Here is a 21,917-nt window from a genome sequence, read left to right on the forward strand (position 1 = left end):
GGCCGGACGGAGACGGTCCGGGAGCGGGCCGCCGAAGGGCCGGTGGACCACCGTGACCGGGGCGGACCCGGCGGCCTTCGTGCCCGCGTCGGTGGGCGTGAACCCATACCAGGTTTCAGAAAGGGCTCAAACAGGTCGAATCCTGGGACAATCGCGGTATGGACCGTCTGGACAGGGAAATCCTCGGCATCCTCCAGGAGGACGCCCGGATCTCGTACCGCGATCTGGGCGTACGGGTCGGGCTCAGCGCCAACGCCGCCGCGGACCGGGTGCGCAGGCTGCGCCGCGACGGGGTGATCCGCGGATTCACCGTGATCATCGATCCGGCCGCCGACACCCGCACGGGCCTGGTCGTGTTCATCGACGTGACGCTGCGGATCGACACGACGAACGAGACGTTCGAACGGGCCGTGCTCGCCCTTCCCGGCATCACCGAGGTGGTGCACGTGACCGGCGGCCACGACTACCTCGTCCGGGCCACCGTCGCCGACACCGCCGCCCTGGACGGTCTGCTGCGCAGGCTCAAGCGGGAGGCCGGCGTCGCGCACTCCAACACCCGGGTCGCGCTCAGGGCGGCGCCCGCCCGCTGAGGCCGCCGTCCGGGCCTCGTCCGCCGGCCGGTGCGACTGCCCGGACCGGCGCCCGCCCGGTGACGCTTCGCCTCAGAGGGCTGCCTGCCAGGTGACGGTCGGCGAGCGCGAGCCGTCCTTCTCGCGGCCGTCGTCGGCCACCACCAGCCGCACCGCGGGCCGCCCGTCCGCTCCCACGACCGTCGCGTCCACCTCGACCTCGATCGTCGACACCCCCGTACGCCGGTGCGCGGCGGCGAGCGCGCTCCGCAGCGCGGCGAGCAGCTCTCGCTCCACCGGCTCCCGCACCAGCGCGTCGACGGCTCCGTCGAAGTGCACCGACGGCTGGAAGCCGAGGACGGCGGCGGCGCCCCCGGTCTCCCGCAGCACCCGGCCGCGGAAGGTGGTGGGGGCCTCCGCCGGTGGCTGCTGGAGGGCGAAGATCGCCGTCCGCACCTCCTGGATGGTGGAGTCCAGTTCGTCCACGGCCTGGTCGAGCAGTTCGTCCGTCTCCGGCGAGGGAGCCCTGCGGCGGGTCGACTCCAGCATCATCTCGGTCGCGAACAGCCGCTGGACGACGAGGTCGTGCAGATCGCGGGCGATCCGGTCCCGGTCCTCGTACACCGCGAGCTGTTCCCGGTCGTGCTGCGCGTCCGCCAGGACCAGGGCGAGCGCGGCCTGCGAGGCGAACTGCGTCGCCAGCTGCCGGTCCAGGGGCGTGTACGGGGGGCCGCCGCGCCGCCGGGGCAGGGCGAGGGTGCCGATCAGCCGCCCGCCGCTCTGCAACGGCAGCATCATGCTGGGCCCGAACCGCGATCGCACATGCGTCGTCATCCGCGGGTCGGTCGCCGAGTCGTCGATGAACACCGGCTCGCCGCCCAGCAGTTGGACCAGTATGGGGGAGCCGGGCTCGATGGTCGCGCCGACGATCCCGGCCGGGTCGTCGCGCGTGGACGCGGTGACGATCTCCATGCCGCCCTCCTCGGTCGGCTGGAGGATCACCCCGGCGTTGGCATCGGCGAGCGTCCGGGCCGCCTCGGCGACGGTCATCAACGCGTCGGACGCGTTGCCTCCGGTCAGCAGGGTGGTGGTGACGGCGGCCGCCCCCTCGATCCAGCGTTCCCGCTGCCGGGCCTCCTCGTACAGCCGCGCGTTGCCGATCGCGGTCCCGGCGCGCGAGGCCAGCACCCGCAGCAGCGCCATGTCCGTGTCGGTGAAGCGGCCGGCGAGCTTCTCGGCGAGGTAGAGATTGCCGAAGACCCGGTCCTGGACGCGCAGCGGCGCCCCGAGGAAGGTGCGCATCACCGGATGGCCGGGCGGTACGCCGCTGGAGCGCGGGTCGGCGGGCAGGTCGTCGGAGCGCAGCGGACGCGGGTCGGCGACGAGGGCGCCGAGCAGCCCCGTGTGACCGTCCGGGAAGGCGCCGATGCGGCGGCGCCCGGCGTCGTCGATGCCCGAGGTGAACAGCTCGCTGATGGTGCCGGATCCGGGGTCGAGCACGCCGAGCGCGCCGTACCGGGCGCCGGTCAGGGCGGTCGCCGTGTCCACTATCTGCTGGAGGGTGGCGCGCAGTTCGAGGTCGTTGCCGACGCTCAGCACCGCTTCCAGGAGCGTCGGCAACGGGGACGGCGAACCGTCCGACGGGCCGTCCGCCGCCCTCGGTCCCGGGCCGGGCGAGGGTGCGTCCGGCCCCTCGCCCGGCACTCCCGTGCCCGGACCGGTCGCGGACGGGGCCGTCGGGTCCACGGCTCCCGGGCCGGTCGGGTCCCGGCCGGTCGCGTACTCCGGCTTCGCTGATTTCTCGGTCATGCGTGCACCCCCCTGCGTTGATCAGCAGGCGATCGGGTCGAGAACCAACGGTTCGATCTTCCCGTCCAGCATCGCACCCAGCCCCAGGACGGAGCACACGTCGGGCCGCTCCGCGATGTGCACGGGCACGCCCGTCGCCTTCCGCAGCATCCGGTCGAGACCGGGCAGCAGCGCGCTGCCGCCGACCATCATGATTCCGCAGTCGGTGAGGTCGGCCACCAGATCGGGCGGGCACTCGCGCAGCACCTTGCCGAGACCGTCGAGCACCGAGGTCAGCGGGGCGTGGATGGCCTGCTGGATCGAGGCCGTGTCCACCCGCACCGTACGGGCCAGCCCGGTTGCCACGTCCCGGCCGTGGATCTCGGTCACCGAGGGGCCCCGCGCGGCCAGTCCGGTGCCGCTGAGCGCCAGTTGGAGCGGTCGTACGGACTGGCTCGGCAGCATCAGCTCGTGGTGCTGCCGCAGGTGCTGGATCACCGCGTGATCGATGGCGTCGCCGCCGACCGGTACGCGTACGGCGGTCACGATCGACCCCAGCGAGAGCACCGCGATCTGGGTGGTCGCCGCCCCGCACACCATGATCATGGTGGCGGTCGGCTGCTCGACGGGGAGCCCGCAGCCGACGGCCGCCGAGATCAGGGTGTCGACCAGCTCCACCCGCCGCGCGCCCAGCCCGACCAGGGTCTCCACGGTGGCCCGCTGGGCGAGCGGATCGCTGTCGTGCGGGGTGCAGGCGGCGGCCCGCAGCCGGGGCTTGCGGCGCAACTGGCGGCGGAGCTTCTCGCCGAGCAGCTGACGGAGCATCCGCTGGGCCATCTCGATGTCGATGACGGTGCCGCCGGTGACCGGACGGGCCACCCGGATGTAGTCGGGGGTGCGGCCCGTCATCTGCTCGGCGAGCTCGCCGACCGCGATGAGCGAGCCGGTACGGGTGTTCACGGCGGCGGCACTCGGTTCGTCGACGACGAGCCCCAGCCCCTTGACGTACACACGGGTCCGGGCGGCTCCGAGGTCGACGGCGACATGGCAACGGCGCAACTGCTCAAGACTGACGGTCACGGCGGCTTCTCCCGGGAGCACGGTGTGGGGGTGCCGGCGGCGGCCGGCCCTCCTCGCATCGTGCGCCGTTCGGAGTCAGGCCGCGCGCCGGGTGAGCCGTAGGGGGGACGGGGCCGGTGGAGTGACGGGGCGGGGCGGCGGGAGAGCGCCGCGCGCCGGGTTTGCCCGCCCCCTCTGCGGCGCCCCCGGGCCGGGGCTCACCCGGGCAGCAGCCGCTGGAACAGCCCCCAGGCGAATTCGGCGACATGGCGTTCGCCCGTCCCCGGCGCGGTGATCGCGAGCGCCCACCGGGTCGGCGCCCCGCCCTCCATCGGACGAGCCGGCGGGAAGGCCCGCGCCACCTCGTCCACCGTGGCCGACCAGGGACGCAGATCCTCGACCGCGCGCAGCTCGGGGCCCTCCGCCCCCGCTGCCCTGACCAGCCACTCGTTCCACACGGCCCCGTTCGGCGCGACCATCACCTCGAACCGGAGCTGAGGCCAGAGCGGCACCGGCCACCGCAGCGCCTCGCACTCCAGATCACCGAGCCGGCGGCGCGCCGCCGACTCGGGCTCGCCCAGCACCGAACGGTAACGACGCAGCGCGCCCCGCCCCCGGGGCGCCCGCACCATGGCCTGCCAACGGCGGTTCGCCTCCCGCATCTCGGCGGTCGAGGCGCCCAGCTCCCTCCGGGCCTCCTCGACGAGACCGGGCTGATGGTCGGCCATCCGGCGCAACAGGACGAGCTGGAACTCACGGGGACCGAACGGGATCGGCGTGTTCATGGGGTCGACGGTGCCACGGCCGCGGGGCCCGTCTCGCCCAGCATCCGCCGCAGCAGGTCCCGCAGCGTCGTCCGGTCCGCCTCCGACAGCTCGGCCAGCGGTTCCCGCGCGAAGGTGAGCGAGTCGCGCAGCTCCCGTGCCGTGCGCGTGCCCCGCTCCGTCGGGGCGGCCAGCTTCACCCGGCGGTCGGCCGGATCCGGACGGCGCTCCACCAGGCCCCGCGACTCCAGCCGGTCGACGATCCCGGTGACGTTCGACGGCTCGCACTTCAGCTTCTGGGCGATCCGGCGCATCGGCATCGGCTCCAGCGCGAGCAGCCCGAGGACGCGCGCCTGGGCGCCGGTGAGCGAGTGGGCGGCCGCAGCCTCGTCGTACTCCTCGTAGTAGCGCGCCACGACGGTGCCGATGAGCTCGACGACTTCGAGGGTCAGAGGGTCTGAACGGGTGGTGGCCATGGGATCCAGGATAGCCGCTTACTTGACAACCTGAAATATTCAGGAGCATCTTTGTTTCACGTTCTGAAGTATTTTCGTTCCCGTCGCCCACCGGCCCCGGGACGAAGCCTTCCCCATCCCGTGAGGCATTGAGGAGAACCCGAGCCCATGTCCGCAGCACTTCCCACGACCGGCCGTGAATGGCACCTCGTCGCCCGTCCGCACGGCTGGCCGAAGGCCGAGGACCTCGCGCTGCGGGAGGCCCCGGTCGCCGCTCCCGGCGAGGGCCGTGTCCTCGTCCGCAATCTGTACTTCTCGGTCGACCCCTACATGAGGGGACGGATGAACGACGTGAAGTCGTACACCCCGCCCTTCGCGCTCGACCGCCCCATGGACGGCGGCGCGGTCGGCGAGGTCATCGCCTCGGACGCGCCGGGCTTCGCGGTCGGCGACCACGTGCTGCACGGCCTCGGCTGGCGGGAGTACGCGGAGGTCCCGGCGAAGCACGCGGTGAAGGTCGACCCGTCGCTCGCCCCGCTCTCCGCCTACCTGGGCGTGCTCGGCATGCCCGGCCTCACCGCGTACGCGGGACTTTTCGAGGTCGCCTCGTTCAAGCCGGGAGACGCCGTGTTCGTGTCCGGTGCGGCCGGCGCGGTGGGCAGCCAGGTCGGGCAGATGGCGCGGATCAAGGGTGCCTCGCGGGTCATCGGCTCGGCCGGTTCCGACGAGAAGGTCCGGCTCCTCGTGGAGGAGTACGGCTTCGACGCGGCCTTCAACTACAAGAACGGCCCGGTCGACGAACAGCTGCGCCGGGCCGCTCCCGACGGCATCGACGTCTACTTCGACAACGTCGGCGGCGAGCACCTGGAGGCGGCGATCTCCTCCCTCCACGTGCACGGCCGGATCACCGCCTGCGGCATGATCGCCCAGTACAACGCCACCGAGCCGACCCCCGCCCCGCGCAACCTCGCCCTGATCATCGGCAAGCGGCTGCGCATCCAGGGCATGCTCGTGAACGATCACGAGGCGCTCCAGCCGCGGTTCGTCGAGGACGTCGCCGGATGGCTGGCCTCGGGCGAACTGAAGTACCGCGAGACCGTCGTCGAGGGCATCGAGAACGGCTTCGACGCCTTCCTCGGCCTGCTGCGCGGCGAGAACACCGGAAAGATGATCGTCTCCCTCGTCTGACGGGCGCTCCGGCGCACCCGGCAGGCACGGGCATCGGGCCCGATCCGGACCGCCGCGATCGTGGGCGCGAGTCGCGGCGCACAGCAGGAGGAATCCTCGGAATGACCATGCGTGACATCAACGTTCTCTACACCGCCGTCGCCACCGCCGAGAACGGCCGCGACGGCCGGGTCTCGTCCGACGACGGCAACCTCGACGTCGTCGTCAACCCGCCCAAGTCCATGGGCGGGAGCGGCGCGGGCACCAACCCGGAGCAGCTCTTCGCCGCCGGTTACAGCGCCTGCTTCCAGGGCGCGCTCGGCGTCGTGGCCCGTCAGGAGAAGGCCGACATCTCCGGCTCCACGGTGACCGCCGCGGTGTCCATCGGCAAGACCGCCGAGGGCGGCTTCGGCCTGGAGGTCGCGATCACCGCTGCCATCCCCGACGTCGACGCGGCGACGGCGCGTGCGCTCGTCGAGAAGGCCCACCAGGTGTGCCCGTACTCGAACGCGACGCGCGGCAACATCAAGGTGGACCTGTCGGTCGCCTGACCCCGCCGCACGGCCGTGCGTGACGGCCGGCAGGACGGACGGGCCGCACTCCCGGCCGGGGGGGTGCGGCCCGTTCGGACACCAGTACGCTGACGCCATGCGTGATCTCGGGGCGGGTTTCGGTTACTTGGTGGCGGGGCAGCGATGGGTCGGCCGGCACGGCCGCTGGTTCGGGTTCGGGCTGCTGCCCGGACTCATCACCCTCGTCCTGTACGCGGCGGCCCTGGTCGGTCTCGGCTACGGCGCCGACGACCTGGTGGCATGGGCGACCCCGTTCGCCGACGACTGGTCCTCGCCGTGGCTCGGACTGCTCCGCAACACCCTGACCGTGCTGGTCTTCGCCTTCGGTCTCTTCCTCGCCGTGATCACGTTCACCGCCGTGACGCTGCTGGTCGGCCAGCCCTTCTACGAGTCCCTGTCCGAGGAGGTCGACCGCACGGAGGGCGGCGACGTCCCCGAGTCCGGGCTGCCGCTGTGGCGGGACCTGTGGATCTCCGCCGTCGACAGCGTCCGGATCCTGGTGCGGGTGGGGCTGTACTCGCTGCTGCTGTTCGCCCTCGGGTTCGTGCCGGTGATCGGGCAGACCGTGGTTCCGGTGATCGGCTTCTGCGTCACCGGCTACTTCCTCTCAGAGGAGCTCACGTCCGTCGCGCTCCAGCGGCGCGGCATGGTCCTGAAGGACCGGCTCGTCCTGCTGCGCGGCCGCCGCATGCTGGCCCTCGGCTTCGGCGTGCCGCTGGGGCTGGCCTTCCTCGTCCCGTTCGTCGCCGTGTTCCTGATGCCGGGCGCCGTCGCCGGGGCCACCCTGCTGGTGCGGGACCTGGTGGCGCCCGAGGACGACGGAGACGGCGAGGGCGGCGCGGACGAGGCGGGGAAGGAGGGCGGGGGCGCGGGCCCCGGCGCCGCGGGGGCGGCCCCCGCCCCGCACACCCCCGGCCGGGGCTGACGGGGGAGGGCCGCCCCAGGGCGCCCGGGGCGCCACCCCGGGCCGGTCAGGCGGTGTGCACCTCCAGCGCGGTCCTGACCGCCGACTCCAGGGCCCCCTCGATCCAGGCGGGCTTCACCGAGGTGTGGCAGCCCGCGAAGTGCAGCGGACCCTCGACGGACCGTACGTGCGAGAGCAGTTCGGTGTGCTGGCCCGGGAGCAGCACCGACGCCTCGCCGTACGCGTACGGATCGCGCATCCACGACTGGGTGGCGCCGACGCCCGTGTAGAAGACCTCGACGCGCTGCCCGTACACGTCCTGGACGCCGCCCAGCGCGTGCGGGTAGCGCTCGTCGTCGTCCAGGGAGTCCCACTTCAGTGCGTCGTCGGCCCAGCTGTACGAGGCGAGGACCACGCCGCCCGCACTGCCCTCGACCGGGTGCGACGGCTGGAAGACGAAGCGGTTGGGGTTGTCGGTGACCGATCCGCCGCCGATGACGTGCGCCGCCTCGGGCTGGTTGCGGGCGGTGGCCCGGTACGCCGCGTAGTGCACCTTCTGATTGGGCGGGAGGTGGCCGGACGGCACCGACGGGTGGGCGCCCAGCAGCGAACCGTCGGCCGGCGCCCTTCCCAGCCGGTAGGCGTCGTACAGACCGGGCCTGATCCGGTCCAGCTCCCTCTTCCAGTCCTTCTCCTCGAACTCCCACCAGCGGCGGCTGAATTCGAGCAACACCTTGGTCGCCGCGTCGTAGTGGATCTCGGTGATGGCGCGCCGCTTCCCGTACGACAGCAGAGGGCTGACGGGGATGTGGCGCAGCCCGGAGAACGGCACGGTGACGATGGCCCGGTCGCCGGTGAACGTCTCGCGCACCAGCGGTCTGCCGTCGCGGCCCTCGGAGACCGTCTCGATCCGGACGCCGTTCTTCCCGTGGCTGATCCGGGTGGCCCGGCGGTCCAGCCGCACCAGGTCCCTGACCTTCTCGTACATCGCGTCGGCGAGCGTGCCGGTGCCGCCCGGCAGTTCGAAGAACGCCGTGTTCGGGCTGATCAGCGACGCCCCGATGAAGCTGTGCACGAAGGAGAGGTGGAGGCGCGAGGTGAGGTTCTCGACCGTGCCGACGAGGTCGACGGTGCGCTCGTCGAGCTTGGCCGCCTCGGTCAGGAAACGGAACATCGACCAGTGCCCGTAGCGCTGGACGACCCGCGCCCAGCCCTCGACGAGGGCGCGGCCCTCCTTGCCCTCGAACTCCTTCCGTACGGGCGCGAACGCCTCCCGCAGGATCGTGGCGGCGGGCTTGTCCTCGAAGGGCGCCGGGACGCCGAACGAGCGGTTGATCGCGCGTGGCCGGGCCGCGTAGTCCGCCTTGCGCATCCGGATGCCGTTGACGGTGATCCAGGTGTGGTTGACCGGGCGGCCCCCGGCGTCGACGTCGACCAGATGGAAGCGGCGGCGCTTCAGCCCGAGCCCGTCGATGAGCCCGGTGACCAGCGGATGGCTGTCCGGGATCCGCATCGCTCCGGCCTCGGCGTACTGCTTCGGGTCGGCGAACGGTGCCCTCGCGTGCTCGTGGCCGCCCCGGCGGAACGTTTTGACGCGGCCGCCGACGCGGTTGCCGTTCGCCTCGATCACGGTGACGGTGTGCCCGGCCTCGCGGAGCAGCCGGGCGGCGGTCAGCCCGGCCGGGCCCGCGCCGACGACCAGCACCTTCTTGGGGGGCTTGCGACCGCGCGGCAGGCCCTTGGACAGCAGGACGTCCTTGTAGTGCGGGATCAGCGACCGATCGTCCTCGCCCCGCACCAGGACGGCGCGGGCGACGTCCAGGCAGGTGGCCCAGTCCGATCCGGCCGCCGCGGGCGCGAGCGCGGCGTTGGACGCGGCGTCCACGGCGGACGCGGCGCCCGCGGCGGCGGGAGCGGCGGCGCTCGCGGGACCGGCGGCCGCGGCGAGCACGGCGGCGCCGGCCGCGGCACCCGCGATCACGCGGCGGCGGGAGGGCGGCTCGGAGGGCGGCGCGGGCGACGGGCCGCAGGCGCGCCCGGCGGGCGTGCCGCAGGAGAGTCCGGTGGGTTCGGAAGTCATGCGCCCACCCTGGTCCGCCCCTCGTCCCGAACGCCCGCGGGCCGCCCGGAAATCACCCGCAGGTGTGTCCCAACTCCCCCGTCACGGTGATGACTTGGCGCGTCGTGCTATGGCCGGGCGTTCTCCCCGCCGTCCGCCCGCGCCGGACGCAGCAGCGCCAGGAAGTCCCGGAACGCGGCGGGCATGTCCACCGTGTCCGGATCCAGCAGCCACTGGTACTGGAGCCCGTCCATCACCGCCACCAGCAGCGGCGCCGCGCGCTCGGGCGTCAGTCCGCCCGGCAGCCGCTCGCCGAACTCCGCGCGCAGCATCGCCGCCATGGTCGCGCGGGTCTGCGTGTAGCGGACGGTGAAGAACTCCCGGGCCGGGTGGCCCTCCGTCACGCTCTCGCCGAGCAGTGCCGAGAACGTCTGGACGATCCCGGGCCGCATCGCGTTGTACTCCACGAGCGAGTCCAGCAGTTCGGTCCGCCAGGTGCCGTCGTTGCGGGTGGTGCCGCCGGGGTCCCACTGGTCGCGCTCCTCCAGCACGGCGATGAGCAGCGCCTCCTTGGTCGGGAAGTAGTGCAGCAGCCCCTGCTGGCTGAGGCCGACCCGCTCGGCGACGGCGTTCAGCGAGGCGCCGCGGTATCCGCGCTCGGCGATCACCTCGAACGCGGCACGGAGAATCTCCGCCCGCCGCTCCGCGCCCCTGGCCCGCGCCATCGCCCCGGCCCCTTTCGGTGCTGCGTCCGCCCCGGCGCCCTTTACGGACATGCGTGCCGAATGTCCGTCCCGGTGTACCGGTCCCGTCCCGAGGACCGTACGCCATTCCCGCGCATCACGGAAAAGTAACGAAACCTACTGCTCAACCGGTCGGGGGGCGAGGATGGAAAACGGCACTGTCAGGACATCGACGAGAGGTACGGCCGTGGCAGAAGCGTCCGCCCCCATCCACCCCGACGCGGCCCGGGAGGCCGCGGTCGAGAAGGCGCTGGCCGCCCTCGGCCTCGACGACAAGACCCGGCTGCTGGCCGGGCAGGACATGTGGTCGCTGCCCGCGCTCCCCGCCGTCGGCCTGCGCTCCCTGGTGATGTCCGACGGGCCCATCGGCGTCCGGGGGGCCGCCTTGAGCGCCGACGACCCGTCCGTCGCGCTGCCCTCGCCCACCGCGCTCGCCGCGACCTGGGACCCGGACCTCGCCCGCCGGGCCGGCCGGCTGCTCGCCCAGGAGGCCCACCACAAGGGGGTGCACGTCCTCCTCGCCCCGACGGTGAACCTCCACCGGTCCCCGCTCGGCGGGCGCCACTTCGAGGCGTACAGCGAGGACCCGTACCTCACCGGCGAGATCGGCACCGGTTACGTGCGCGGCGTGCAGGACGGCGGCGTCGGCACCACCGTCAAGCACTTCGTCGCCAACGACGCCGAGACCGACCGCTTCACCGTCGACAACGTCGTCTCCCCGCGAGCCCTGCGCGAGATCTACCTCGCCCCGTTCGAACGCATCGTCAAGAACGCCCACCCCTGGGGCATCATGTCCGCCTACAACCAGGTCAACGGCTCCACCATGACCGAGCACCGCTACCTCCAGAACGCGGTGCTGCGCGGCGAATGGGGCTTCGACGGCTGCATCGTCTCCGACTGGCTGGCCGCCCGCTCCACCGTCGCCGCCGTCCGCGGCGGACTCGACGTCGCCATGCCGGGGCCGAAGACCGTGTACGGCAAGGCGCTGGCCGACGCCGTACGGGCCGGGGAGGTCGAGGAGGCCGTCGTCGACGGGGCGGTGCGCAACGTACTGCGGCTCGCCGCCCGCGTCGGCGTCCTGGACGGCGCGCCGCCCGCCGTCGGCCAGGACGACCGGCCCGAGCCCGTCGACGGGGACGCGCTGGCCCGGGAGATCGCCCGCCGCTCCTTCGTCCTGGTGCGCAACGAGCCCGTCGCGAGCACCGGCCGCGCCGCGCTCCCCCTCGACCCGGCGGCCGTCCGCAAGGTGGCGCTCAGCGGGGCGCTCGCCCGGGACGCCCGGGTCCTCGGCGGCGGCTCCGCCCAGGTCTTCCCGCGCCATGTCGTCCCACCGCTGGACGGCCTCGCCGCCGCCCTTCCCGAAGGCGTCCTCGACTACCGCGTCGGCGCCGACCCGAACGACGAACTCGTCCCCGCCGCGAAGGGATTCGAGCTCAGGGCCGTGTGCTACGACGCCTCCGGCACCATCCTCGCCGCGGCCCCGCTGCACGACGGCACCGTGCAGTGGACCGGCGACGACCTGCCCCGGGGCGTCACCCGCGAGACGCTGCACAGTGTCGAGATCACCGGCACCTTCGTCCCGCGCGACAGCGGCGAGCACGTCTTCGGCACCCGCGGTACCGGGGCGTTCCGCCTCACCGTCGCGGGCGAGACCCTGTACGACGAGGTCCACCGGGTCACCGGCTCCGCCGACCCCGGCGAGGCGTTCTTCGGCAACCCGCTGGAGCGCGGCCGGACCGTCCTCACCGCGGGCGAACCCGTCGAGGTCTCGCTGCGGCAGGTCCCCGACACCCTGGGCGACGACGCGGCCATCCCCGGCGTCTCGTTCTCCTTCTGCCACCTCGGCCCGCGCCGCGAACCGGCCGAACTGATCGCCGAGGCCGTCGAGGCGGCCCGTACGGCGGACGCGGCGGTCGTCGTCGTCGGCACCACCGAACGCGTCGAGTCCGAGGGCTTCGACCGCACCTCCCTGAAGCTCCCCGGCCACCAGGACGACCTGGTCAGGGCCGTGGCCGCGGTCAACCCGCACACAGTCGTGATCGTCAACTCGGGTTCCCCGGTCGAGCTCCCGTGGCGCGACGAGGTCGCCGCGGTGCTGCTCGGCTGGTTCCCCGGCCAGGAGGCCGGCCACGCTCTGGCCGACGTGCTGCTCGGCGCCGAGGAGCCGGGCGGGCGCCTGCCCACCACCTGGCCCGTCGCGCTCGCCGACGTCCCGGTCTCGAACACCACCCCCACCGACGGCGAACTCCACTACGACGAGGGCGTCTTCGTCGGCTACCGGGCCTGGGACCGGGCCGGGGCCGCGCCCGCGTACCCGTTCGGCCACGGGCTCGGCTACACCACCTGGGAGTACGAGGGCCTGACGGCCGCCCCGGAGTGCGTCACCGTCCGCCTCCGCAACACCGGCACCCGCCCCGGCGCCGAGACCGTCCAGGTCTACGTCGCCCCGCACTGCCGCACCGCCGACCGCCCCGCCCGCCGGCTGGCCGGTTTCGCACGCGTCGAGGCCGCGCCGGGCGAGTCGGCCGAGGTGGTGATCCCGGTCGACCGGCGCGCGTACGAGATCTGGGACGAGGAGGCATACGACTGGCACTCCGTCCCCGGCAGGTACGAGGTGCGGGCGGCCCACTCCCTCGACGACGTACGCCTGACGGCCGCCGTGGACGTCGACGCGTAGCGGAACCCGTTCCGGCACGCCCGCGCTCCGGCGGTCTTGGTGTGCGGGCCCGCCGGACCGCTCCCGTCACGGCATCTCAGCGTGCCCCGAACCCGTACACCGTCGTCGAGACGAACTCCTCGCCGGGCCGCAGCACCGTGCTCGGGAACCCGGGCCGGTTCGGGGAGTCCGGGAAGTGCTGCGTCTCCAGCGCGATCCCGGCGCACGGCCCGAACGGCCGCCCGTCGAAGTGGTCCGCCGTGTACAGCTGGAGCCCCGGCTCCGTCGTGGTGACGGTCAGGAAGCGGCCCGACCTCGGGTCGTACAGCTCGGCCGCCGGACCCGCGCCGGGTTCGTCCAGCACGAAGTTGTGGTCGTAGCCGGGCCCGAGCTTCTTCGGCTCGCGGAAGTCGAACCGCGTCCCGTCCACCGGCAGGAACTCGCCCGTCGGCAGCGACTCGCCGTCCACGGGCGTGATCCGCCCGGCCACGATCCGCAGCACCTGCCCCAGCGCGTCTCCGCTCTCGGCGTCCGTGCCTGCCCCCGTACCCGCCTCCCTGACCGTGGCCGGGCCGACGCCCGCGAGGTTCCAGTACGTGTGATTCGTCAGGTTCAGCACGGTCGGGGCGTCCGTCGCCGCCCGGTACGCGATCCGCAGTGCCCCGCCCTCGTCCAGGGTGTACGCCGCCGAGACCGTCAGGCGCCCCGGGAACCCCTCCTCGCCGTCCTCCGAGACCAGGGACAGCTCCACACCCTCGGCGACCTCCCGTGCCCGCCACACGCGCTTGTCGAAGCCCCTGGCGCCGCCGTGCACATGATTGCGCCCCTCGTTGCGCGTGAGCCGGTGCGTGCGCCCGTCCAGTTCGAAACACGCCCCGCCGATCCGGTTCGCGTACCGCCCGACCAGCGCGCCCATGTACGGACCGGGGAACGCCTCGTACCCGGCGGGATCCGGCAGCCCGAGCGCCACCTCCGCCCGCACCCCGTCCCGGTCGGGCACCTCCACCGACTGCACGATGCCGCCGTACGTCAGCACGCGTACCCGCGTGCCGTCCCGCTCCAGCGTCCAGCGGTGCACGACGGTGCCGTCCGCCAGGGTGCCGAACTCCTCCGCACGGACCACCGTGCCCGAACTCCTGTCCATGATCGCCAACCTTACGACCCGGGGAGCAAGAGGGAGCGGGCTCCCGGCTCGAAGACCGCCGCTCGCGCACCCTTCCGCCCCGCATGCCCTCCCGAGCACCTGTCCGGCCCCGCGCCCTTTGCCGGGCTCAGGCCGGAGGCCGCTCCGCCGTGACGTTCCGGTACGCGATCTCCGCCAGCCGGGCCTGCCCGTCGCGCCCGGGATGGAACCAGTCCCACTGGCTCAGCTGCGCCCCGGTGAACGGGTACGCGAAGACCGCCCCGCCGTCGTAACGGCACCGCGTGTCCTTCGCGCACACGTCCCGCAGCACCTCGTTGTACGCCACGACGCGCTTCCGTACCGAGGCCCGCCTGGCCACGGCCTCCGCGCCCATGTCGTCCGGGTCGCTCAGCATCGACCGGCAGACCCCCAGGCTCCAGATCCGCTTGACCAGCTCTTTGTCCCGCCCCGTCGACCAGAGCCGCATGAGATCCGGCACGCTCGACACATACACCTGCGCCTTGGGCGCCCCGGCGCGCAACTGGCGCATCGCCGTCTCGAAAGAAGAACGGAAATCGGCCACCGGCGTCATGTACCGGGCCGAGTCCCGGCAGGCGTCGTTGGCGCCGATCATCACCGTCACCAGCTCCGGCTTCTCCTTCGTGGCCAGCACCATCTGCTCCGGCAGCTGCGCGATCCTGGCCCCCGTCCGGGCGTGGTTCCAACTGCGCGCGGCGGCCCCCGGCTCGCCGAGCAGCCGCACCGCGAGACTGCGCACCATGTTGTCCGTGCCAGTGGCCCAGGACACCTCCGGACAGTCCGTCAGCACCGAACAGGCGTCGAAGCCGCGCGTGATGGAATCCCCGACGGCGGCCAGCGACTTCGGGCTGCGGTCCCAGACCGGACCGGCCGCAGGCGGCGTCCGCTTCCCGGCCGCCGCCCCCTTCGGCGTACCGTCCCCGTCGGAGTCGCAGCCCGACAGCACGGCGGAGCCCAGCACCGCGACCGCTGCCAGGACGGCGGTCGCGATCCGCGGGCGGCGACGGGCGGAACGGTCCTGCATGCTGTGGTCCCCTCGGTCGTGCCCCCGGCATTCCCTGGTGGCACCGGATGGCGGGCCCGGGTGCCCCGCGGGGCCAGGGCGAATGATGTGCCCGGACCGACCGTACGTCACACCCCGGGCGTCGTGTCGCGGTAGCTTTTCCTCGTCGAACCAGCGGCGCGTTCCCACGCCCGGCTCCACTCGGGTGGCTTTCCGTAAATCACACCACGTCACATACTGTCCCTTTTCAGGAGATTCACCCCGATGCTGTTTACTGATGACAACCTCGGGATCCGGCCGAGAAGTGACGGTTCGGGCGCGAGGCAGCTGGGGAAGGCGAACTTCGTCCCACACTGGAGGTCCCGGTGACGACACGTGGAGTCCTGTACGTTCACTCCGCACCGCGCGCGCTCTGTCCCCATGTCGAATGGGCGGTGGCCGGTGTCCTCGGTGTACGCGTGCAGCTGGACTGGGTCCGGCAACCGGCCGCGCCCGGCACCTGGCGGTCCGAGTTCTCCTGGCAGGCCCGGCCGGGCACCGCGTCGAAGCTGGCCTCCGCGTTGCGCGGCTGGGACATGCTGCGCTTCGAGGTGACGGCGGAGCCGAGCCCCAAGACCGAGGGCGAGCGCTACAGCTCCACGCCCGAACTGGGCATCTTCCACGCCGTCACCGGCATGCACGGCGACATCCTGGTGCCCGAGGACCGGCTGCGCGCGGCGCTGGCGAGGTCCATGCGGGGCGAGAGCGATCTGCAGGAAGAGATCGCCAAACTGCTCGGCAAGCCGTGGGACGACGAGCTGGAACCCTTCCGGCACGCGGGCGAGGGCGCGCCGGTGCGGTGGCTGCACCAGGTGGTGTGACGGCCGCGCGAGCCGGAGGCGGTTCCTCCGGACGCCCGTGGCGGGACGGCTGCTCCGGACGTCTGTGACAGGACGGCTGCTGCGGACGCCCATGACAGGACGGTCTCTTCGCACGTCCGTGACGGGGTGCCCCTTCCGGAAATCCGTGACGGGGCGTCTCCTCCGGACACCCGTACAACGCGAGAGCCCGCCTCCCACAGGGGGAGGCGGGCTTCGTCGTATGTCCCGGCCGGGGCCGGGCACCGTCGCGGGTCAGACGCTGCGGAACGCCAGGACGACGTTGTGGCCGCCGAACCCGAACGAGTTGTTGATCGCGGCGATGGACCCCTCGGGCAGCGGTCGCGGCTCGTCGCGCACGATGTCCGCCTCCACCTCCTCGTCGAGGTGGTCCACGTTGATCGTCGGGGGAGCCGTGCGGTGGTGCAGCGCCAGGACCGTGGCCACGGTCTCGACACCGCCCGCGCCACCGAGGAGGTGACCGGTCATCGACTTCGTCGCGGAGATCGCGACATGGTCGAGGTCGTCGCCGAGGATCTTGCGCAGCGCCTTCAGCTCCGCGATGTCGCCCTGCGGCGTCGACGTGGCGTGCGCGTTGAGGTGCACGACCTCGGACGGCTTGAGGTCCGACTGGTCCAGCAGGTTCTGCAGCGCGGCGGCGATGCCGCGACCGCTCGGTTCGGGCTGCGCGATGTGGTGGGCGTCCGCGGACAGGCCCTGGCCCAGCACCTCGCAGTAGACCTTGGCGCCGCGCGCCGCGGCGTGCTCCGCGGACTCCAGGACGACGACGCCGGCGCCCTCGCCGAGCACGAAACCGTCACGGCCGGTGTCGTACGGACGCGACGCCTTCTGCGGCTCGTCGTTGTTCTTGGACATCGCCATCATGTTGGCGAACGCGGCGATCGGCAGCGGGTGGATCGCGGCCTCGGTGCCACCGGCGAGGACCACGTCGGCACGGCCGGTACGGATCATCTCGATGGCGTACCCGACCGCCTCGGCGCCGGAGGCGCAGGCGGAGACCGGAGTGTGCACACCGGCCTGGGCGTTGACCTCCAGGCCGACGTTGGCCGCCGGGCCGTTCGGCATGAGCATGGGCACGGTGTGCGGGGAGACGCGGCGTACGCCCTTCTCCTTCAGCACGTCGTACTGGTCGAGCAGGGTGGTCACGCCGCCGATGCCGGAGGCGACGACCGCGCCCAGCCGCTCGGGCCGGACCGAGCCGTCCTCACCGGCCTTGCCGGTGAAGCCGGCGTCCGCCCACGCCTCGCGGGCCGCGATCAGCGCGAACTGCGCCGAGCGGTCCAGCTTGCGGGCGAGCGGGCGGGGCAGGACGTCGCCCGGGTCGACGGCCGCGACGGCCGCGATCCGGACGGGCAGTTCAGCGAAACGTTCGCCCTCAAGAGGCTTGACGCCGGAACGACCGGCCATCAGACCTTCCCAGGTCGACGCCGAGTCGCCACCCAGCGGAGTGGTTGCGCCGATACCGGTGACGACCACGGTGCGATTGGTCGAGCTCACTGGAAAATCTTCTCCACGTGTAGAGGGTCGTGAATCAGCGGCGCCACCGCCGGGTGGCGACACAGGTACCGGGCCCGTCAGCCCTGGTGCTTGAGGATGTAGTCGGCAGCGTCACCGACCGTCTTGAGGTTCTTGACGTCCTCGTCGGGGATCTTCACGTCGAAGCGCTCCTCGGCGGCGACGACGACCTCGACCATGGACAGCGAGTCGACGTCCAGGTCATCGGTGAAGGACTTGTCCAGCTGGACGTCCTCGACCGGGATACCGGCGATCTCGTTGACGATCTCGGCGAGACCCTTGACGATCTCTTCCTGGGTGGCGGCCATGTTGGCGCTCCTTCACATGTTTCTGCGGGGTTCGGACGTCCGGGCCGAATGGCCTGGTGTGTCTAGGGGAGGGTAACGACCGTCGCGGCGTACACGAGACCCGCCCCGAAGCCGATGATGAGCGCGGTGTCGCCGCTCTTGGCCTGACCGGTCGCCAGAAGCCGCTCCATCGCGAGCGGAATCGAGGCGGCGGACGTGTTGCCGGTGGTCTCCACGTCACGGGCGACCGTGACGTGCTCCGGCAGTTTGAGGGTCTTCACCATCGAGTCGATGATCCGCATGTTGGCCTGGTGCGGAATGAAGACGTCCAGGTCTTCCGGGCTGATCCCGGCCGCGTCCAGCGCCTGCTGCGCGACCTTCGCCATCTCGAAGACGGCCCAGCGGAAGACCGCCTGGCCCTCCTGCGTGATGGCCGGGAACTTGACATTGCCCTGGGAGTCGAGCGGCAGCTGGGAGACGTCGCCGATGTGGAACTCGTTCCACGGCACGGTCTGCTTGATCGTGCCGGCCTTGTCGCCCTCGGATCCCCACACGGTCGGGCCGATCGCGGGCTCCTTGGACGGACCGACGACGACGGCGCCCGCGCCGTCACCGAACAGGAAGGCCGTCGCCCGGTCCTCCAGGTCGGTCAGGTCGCTCAGCCGCTCCACGCCGATGACGACGACGTACTCCGCGGAGCCCTCGACGACCATGCCCTTGGCGAGCGTCAGGCCGTAGCCGAATCCGGCGCAGCCCGCCGAGATGTCGAACGCGGCGGCCTTGTCGGTGCCCAGCTTGTCGGCGATCTCGGTGGCGATCGCGGGCGTCTGCGCGAAGTGCGAGACGGTGGAGACGACCACGGCACCGACCTGGTCCGGACCGATCCCGGCGTCCGCGAGGGCCTTCCCGGCCGCCTCCACGGACATCGCGGAGACGGTCTCCTCGTCGTTCGCCCAGTGGCGGGTGACGATGCCGGAGCGCGAGCGGATCCACTCGTCGGACGAGTCGATCTTCTCGAGGATCACCTCGTTGGGCACGACACGGGTCGGGCGGTAGCCGCCGACGCCCATGATCCGCGCGTACGGAGCGCCCTGGGCGGGCTTGATCTTCGACATGCTCTCGGGCTCCTTAGGCGCCCGCGTGCTCGATGAGGAGCGCGCGAGCCGCTTCGAGGTCGTCAGGGGTCTTCAGCGCGAGCGTCTGCACACCGGGCAGGGCGCGCTTGGCGAGCCCCGTGAGCGTGCCGCCGGGGCAAGCCTCGATGAGCGCCGTGACGCCCATCTCCCTGAAGGTCTCCATGCACAGGTCCCAGCGGACCGGGTTCGCCACCTGGCCGACCAGCCGGGAGACGACCTCGTCACCGGTCGCCACGGACCTGCCGTCGGCGTTCGACACGTACGTCACGGTCGGGTCGCTGATCTTCAGCTCCAGCGACGCCTCGCGCAGCCGCTCGACGGCGGGAGCCATGTGGCACGTGTGGAAGGCACCGGCGACCTTGAGGGGCACCACCCGGCGCACTCCCTCCGGCTTGTCCTCGGCCAGCGCGGCCAGCTGCTCCGCGGTGCCGGCGGCGACGATCTGGCCGCCCCCGTTGACGTTCGCCGCGGTCAGCCCGAGCATCTCCAGATGCGGGACCGTGACCTCCGGGTCGCCGCCGAGCAGCGCCGCCATGCCGGTCTCGGTGATCGCGGCGGCGTCGGCCATGGCGAGCCCACGGGCCCGTACGAGACGGAGCGCCGCCTCGTCGCCGATGACCCCGGCGAGCGCCGCGGCGGTGATCTCACCCACGCTGTGACCGGCGACGATGTCGGGCGATGCGTCGAGCGCGGCGGCGGAGAGCAGACCGGCTGCGACCAGCAGCGGCTGCGCCACCGCGGTGTCGCGGATCTCCTCCGCGTCGGCCTTCGTGCCGTAGTGGACGAGGTCGAGCCCGATGGCCTCGGACCAGGCCGCGACGCGGTCGGCGGCGCCGGGGAGATCGAGCCAGGGGGTCAGGAAGCCGGGCGTCTGAGCGCCTTGGCCGGGAGCGACGAGTACGAGCACCCTCACACTCTCTCTTGTGAACGGTTCGCCACGCCCGTGAGGACAGGGACGAAGAACCGTAGGGGGAATTGTTGACGTTCGACAAAAGTCTAGGTCTGCGTATCCCCAGCAGCCAGGCGCCCCAGAATCAGGGCGATTCGCAGAGTGAACGCCGAGCGGACATCCGATGGCGACCATCCGGTGACGTCAGTCACACGTCGGAGCCGGTAGCGCACGGTGTTGGGGTGGACGAACAGCATGCGTGCCGCGCCCTCCAGACTGCTCGCCTGCTCCAGATACACACTCAGCGTCTCCAGCAGGGCGGAGCCCGCTTCCTCCAGCGGTCTGTAGATCTCCTCCACCAGTTGGTCCCGCGCGGCGGGGTCGCCCGCCATCGCGCGCTCCGGCAGCAGATCGTCGGCGAGCACCGGGCGCGGCGCGTCCTGCCAGGCCCGGCACGCCTTCAGCCCGGCCGCCGCCGCCTGCGCGGACCGGGTGGCCGCCAGCAGGTCGGGGACCACCGGACCGGCGACGACCGGCCCCGCCGCGTACGGCCCGATCAGCGCCTTCGCGACCTGCAGCGGATTGTCGCTGCCGCCCGCGATGACCACCAGGCGGTTGCCCAGCACCCCGGTCAGGACCTGGAGCTTGGCGTGCCGGGCGGCGCGCCGGATGGCCTCCACGGTCAGCTCGCTGTCGCCGTCCGGGGCCGTGCCGAGGACGACGCAGACGTGCTCCGGCGAGTTCCAGCCGAGCGCCGCGGCACGCGACACGGCACCCTCGTCGGCCTCGCCGGACAGCACCGCGTTCACGACGAGCGATTCCAGCCGCGCGTCCCAGGCGCCACGGGCCTCCGCGGCCTGCGCGTACACCTGGGCGGTGGCGAAGGCGATCTCCCGCGCGTAGACGAGCAGCGCCTCACGCAGCGCCGACTCGTCACCGGGCGCGGCGACCTCCTCGATCGCGGCCTCCATGACCTCGATCGTGGTGCGCACCATCTCGACGGTCTGCCGCAGGGTGATTGCCCGGGTCAGCTCGCGCGGCGCGGTGCCGAACACATCGGTGGAGATCGCCTGCGGGGTCTCCGGATGCCGGAACCACTCGGTGAACGCCGCGATCCCGGCCTGGGCCACCAGGCCGATCCAGGACCGGTTCTCCGGGGGCATCGCCCGGTACCACGGCAGCGTCTCGTCCATGCGGGCGATCGCGTTGGCGGCCAGGCGGCCGGAGGACTGCTCCAGCCGCTTCAGGGTCGCGGCGTGCAGGTGGGCGTCGTGCGCAGCGGGCTGCTCAGGATCGGGTCGGGACACGCACACAAGACTGCCTTATCCGGCCACGTGCTCGGAGGGCCGGGGCGGTGGCGGGTCGGTGGCGGGTCGTACGGCGGGGCCGCGAGGCCGCAGGTCCGCGCGGCGGGCGCGGCCCGTACAGGCTTCAACACCGGTTTCCGTAGCGGGGTTCTGTACCGGGGTTGCGTACCGGCATCCGGACGGAGGGGCGAATCGTGATTCGTGACGGGCTACCGTGGGCGGGTGATCTCCGTACAGCGTTCCGAGGACCGGTTCCGGGGCGGGGACGAGGCGGCCGGCATCGAGACGCGGCACGCCTTTTCCTTCGGTTCCTTCTACGACCCCGACAACGTGCGCTTCGGCCCGGTCGTGGCCTGCAACGAGGAACGGCTGGCCCCCGGTGCGGGCTTCGACGAACACCCGCACAGCCACACGGAGATCGTCACCTGGGTCGTCGAGGGCGAGCTGACCCACCGCGACTCGACCGGCCGTGCCACGGTCGTACGGCCCGGCGGCCTCCAGCACCTGAGCGCCGCGGCGGGCGTCCGCCACGTCGAACGCAACGACCGGGACCGGCCGCTGACGTTCATCCAGATGTGGCTGACCCCGCTGGAGCCGGGCGGCGACCCCGCGTACACGACCCTCCCGGAGCTCGCCGACGACACCCCGTACGCCGTCCCGGCCGCGGGCGCCGGGCTGCACGTGCGCAGACTGGCCGCGGGGGAGCGCGCGGCAGTGCCGGACGCGGCGCGGGTGTACGTCCACGTGGTGGCCGGCACGGTCCGGATCGGCGATGAGGAGGGCCCGGAACTCGGCGTCGGCGACGCGGCGCGGATCACGGGCGAGACGGGTCTGGGGCTGACGGCGACGGCGGGCCCGACCGAAGAGGAACCGGCCGAGGTGCTGATCTGGGAACTGCCCGCCTGAATCCCCGGGCCGGTCAGGAGGTCAGGCCGATCACCCGGAGCCGTCCCCGCCCGGGCCGCCCGACGCGAGCGCCTGCGCGCCGGTGCCGGGGCTCCAGC

The 21,917-nt window shown here is 72.6% G+C and carries 20 protein-coding genes; 7 read left to right on the plus strand and 13 right to left on the minus strand.

The features are described from left to right. Window positions 1-158: 158 nt before the first annotated feature. Window positions 159-590 carry an Lrp/AsnC family transcriptional regulator gene (locus ACFYXM_RS22330; protein WP_073787381.1) on the plus strand — a complete coding sequence of 144 codons (432 nt, stop codon included), beginning with the start codon at window positions 159-161 and terminating at the stop codon, window positions 588-590. A gap of 72 nt (window positions 591-662) precedes the next feature. Here the strand turns inward: ACFYXM_RS22330 and ACFYXM_RS22335 are convergent, their stop codons facing one another. The 4 genes from ACFYXM_RS22335 to ACFYXM_RS22350 all read right to left on the minus strand — a co-directional run bounded on the left by ACFYXM_RS22335 (window position 663) and on the right by ACFYXM_RS22350 (window position 4,656). After that, window positions 663-2,378 carry a GAF domain-containing protein gene (locus ACFYXM_RS22335; RefSeq protein ID WP_389291684.1) on the minus strand — a complete coding sequence of 572 codons (1,716 nt, stop codon included), beginning with the start codon at window positions 2,376-2,378 and terminating at the stop codon, window positions 663-665. 21 nt (window positions 2,379-2,399) lie between these two features. Then, the gene (locus ACFYXM_RS22340; RefSeq protein ID WP_389291686.1) at window positions 2,400-3,437 is read right to left on the minus strand and encodes a rod shape-determining protein; all 1,038 of its coding nucleotides are present in this window, start codon (window positions 3,435-3,437) and stop codon (window positions 2,400-2,402) included. A gap of 197 nt (window positions 3,438-3,634) precedes the next feature. Further along, complete coding sequence (locus tag ACFYXM_RS22345) at window positions 3,635-4,201, minus strand: hypothetical protein (protein ID WP_389291688.1); 567 nt, start codon at window positions 4,199-4,201, stop codon at window positions 3,635-3,637. Further along, a complete protein-coding gene (locus tag ACFYXM_RS22350; RefSeq protein WP_389291690.1) occupies window positions 4,198-4,656 on the minus strand; it encodes a MarR family winged helix-turn-helix transcriptional regulator in 459 nt (152 codons plus the stop codon). The genes ACFYXM_RS22345 and ACFYXM_RS22350 overlap by 4 nt, the downstream gene beginning before the upstream one ends. 147 nt (window positions 4,657-4,803) lie before the next feature. Between ACFYXM_RS22350 and ACFYXM_RS22355 the strand changes: the two genes are divergently transcribed. The 3 genes from ACFYXM_RS22355 to ACFYXM_RS22365 all read left to right on the plus strand — a co-directional run bounded on the left by ACFYXM_RS22355 (window position 4,804) and on the right by ACFYXM_RS22365 (window position 7,299). Further along, window positions 4,804-5,823, plus strand: coding sequence for an NADP-dependent oxidoreductase (locus ACFYXM_RS22355; protein WP_389291692.1), 1,020 nt, complete (start codon window positions 4,804-4,806; stop codon window positions 5,821-5,823). A 101-nt stretch (window positions 5,824-5,924) separates the two neighbouring features. Next, entirely contained in the window at window positions 5,925-6,353 is a 429-nt protein-coding gene (locus ACFYXM_RS22360; protein WP_389291694.1) for an organic hydroperoxide resistance protein, read from the plus strand. A gap of 97 nt (window positions 6,354-6,450) precedes the next feature. Next, window positions 6,451-7,299, plus strand: a complete 849-nt coding sequence (locus tag ACFYXM_RS22365) for an EI24 domain-containing protein (protein ID WP_389291696.1) — start codon at window positions 6,451-6,453, stop codon at window positions 7,297-7,299. 46 nt (window positions 7,300-7,345) lie between these two features. Here the strand turns inward: ACFYXM_RS22365 and ACFYXM_RS22370 are convergent, their stop codons facing one another. Then, a complete protein-coding gene (locus tag ACFYXM_RS22370; RefSeq protein ID WP_389291698.1) occupies window positions 7,346-9,358 on the minus strand; it encodes a flavin monoamine oxidase family protein in 2,013 nt (670 codons plus the stop codon). 107 nt (window positions 9,359-9,465) lie between these two features. Then, window positions 9,466-10,062, minus strand: a complete 597-nt coding sequence (locus ACFYXM_RS22375) for a TetR/AcrR family transcriptional regulator (RefSeq protein ID WP_389291838.1) — start codon at window positions 10,060-10,062, stop codon at window positions 9,466-9,468. A 205-nt stretch (window positions 10,063-10,267) separates the two neighbouring features. Between ACFYXM_RS22375 and ACFYXM_RS22380 the strand changes: the two genes are divergently transcribed. After that, entirely contained in the window at window positions 10,268-12,757 is a 2,490-nt protein-coding gene (locus ACFYXM_RS22380; RefSeq protein ID WP_389291700.1) for a glycoside hydrolase family 3 protein, read from the plus strand. 76 nt (window positions 12,758-12,833) lie between these two features. Here ACFYXM_RS22380 and ACFYXM_RS22385 read toward each other — a convergent pair whose 3' ends face one another. Further along, window positions 12,834-13,880, minus strand: a complete 1,047-nt coding sequence (locus ACFYXM_RS22385; RefSeq protein WP_389291702.1) for an aldose epimerase family protein — start codon at window positions 13,878-13,880, stop codon at window positions 12,834-12,836. A 127-nt stretch (window positions 13,881-14,007) separates the two neighbouring features. Continuing rightward, on the minus strand, window positions 14,008-14,922 hold the full coding sequence (locus tag ACFYXM_RS22390; protein ID WP_389291703.1) for an SGNH/GDSL hydrolase family protein: 915 nt from the start codon (window positions 14,920-14,922) through the stop codon (window positions 14,008-14,010). A gap of 344 nt (window positions 14,923-15,266) precedes the next feature. Between ACFYXM_RS22390 and ACFYXM_RS22395 the strand changes: the two genes are divergently transcribed. Next, the gene (locus ACFYXM_RS22395) at window positions 15,267-15,761 is read left to right on the plus strand and encodes a DUF3145 domain-containing protein (protein WP_351519908.1); all 495 of its coding nucleotides are present in this window, start codon (window positions 15,267-15,269) and stop codon (window positions 15,759-15,761) included. Window positions 15,762-16,013: 252 nt separating this feature from the next. Here ACFYXM_RS22395 and fabF read toward each other — a convergent pair whose 3' ends face one another. The 5 genes from fabF to ACFYXM_RS22420 all read right to left on the minus strand — a co-directional run bounded on the left by fabF (window position 16,014) and on the right by ACFYXM_RS22420 (window position 20,913). Continuing rightward, on the minus strand, window positions 16,014-17,276 hold the full coding sequence (fabF, locus tag ACFYXM_RS22400) for a beta-ketoacyl-ACP synthase II (protein ID WP_360107626.1): 1,263 nt from the start codon (window positions 17,274-17,276) through the stop codon (window positions 16,014-16,016). Window positions 17,277-17,353: 77 nt separating this feature from the next. Then, entirely contained in the window at window positions 17,354-17,602 is a 249-nt protein-coding gene (locus ACFYXM_RS22405) for an acyl carrier protein (RefSeq protein ID WP_072483507.1), read from the minus strand. A gap of 62 nt (window positions 17,603-17,664) precedes the next feature. Further along, window positions 17,665-18,696 carry a ketoacyl-ACP synthase III gene (locus ACFYXM_RS22410; protein ID WP_389291706.1) on the minus strand — a complete coding sequence of 344 codons (1,032 nt, stop codon included), beginning with the start codon at window positions 18,694-18,696 and terminating at the stop codon, window positions 17,665-17,667. Window positions 18,697-18,709: 13 nt separating this feature from the next. Next, window positions 18,710-19,624, minus strand: coding sequence for an ACP S-malonyltransferase (locus ACFYXM_RS22415; protein WP_389291840.1), 915 nt, complete (start codon window positions 19,622-19,624; stop codon window positions 18,710-18,712). A gap of 89 nt (window positions 19,625-19,713) precedes the next feature. Continuing rightward, window positions 19,714-20,913: a helix-turn-helix domain-containing protein gene (locus ACFYXM_RS22420; protein ID WP_351519913.1), complete on the minus strand. Its 1,200-nt coding sequence runs from the start codon at window positions 20,911-20,913 to the stop codon at window positions 19,714-19,716. Window positions 20,914-21,135: 222 nt separating this feature from the next. On the opposite strand from ACFYXM_RS22420, the gene ACFYXM_RS22425 reads away from it, so the two are divergent. Further along, window positions 21,136-21,819, plus strand: coding sequence for a pirin family protein (locus ACFYXM_RS22425; RefSeq protein WP_389291708.1), 684 nt, complete (start codon window positions 21,136-21,138; stop codon window positions 21,817-21,819). Window positions 21,820-21,917: the final 98 nt, after the last annotated feature.

The sequence above is a fragment of the Streptomyces sp. NPDC002476 genome (assembly GCF_042889785.1).
Lineage (GTDB): Bacteria > Actinomycetota > Actinomycetes > Streptomycetales > Streptomycetaceae > Streptomyces.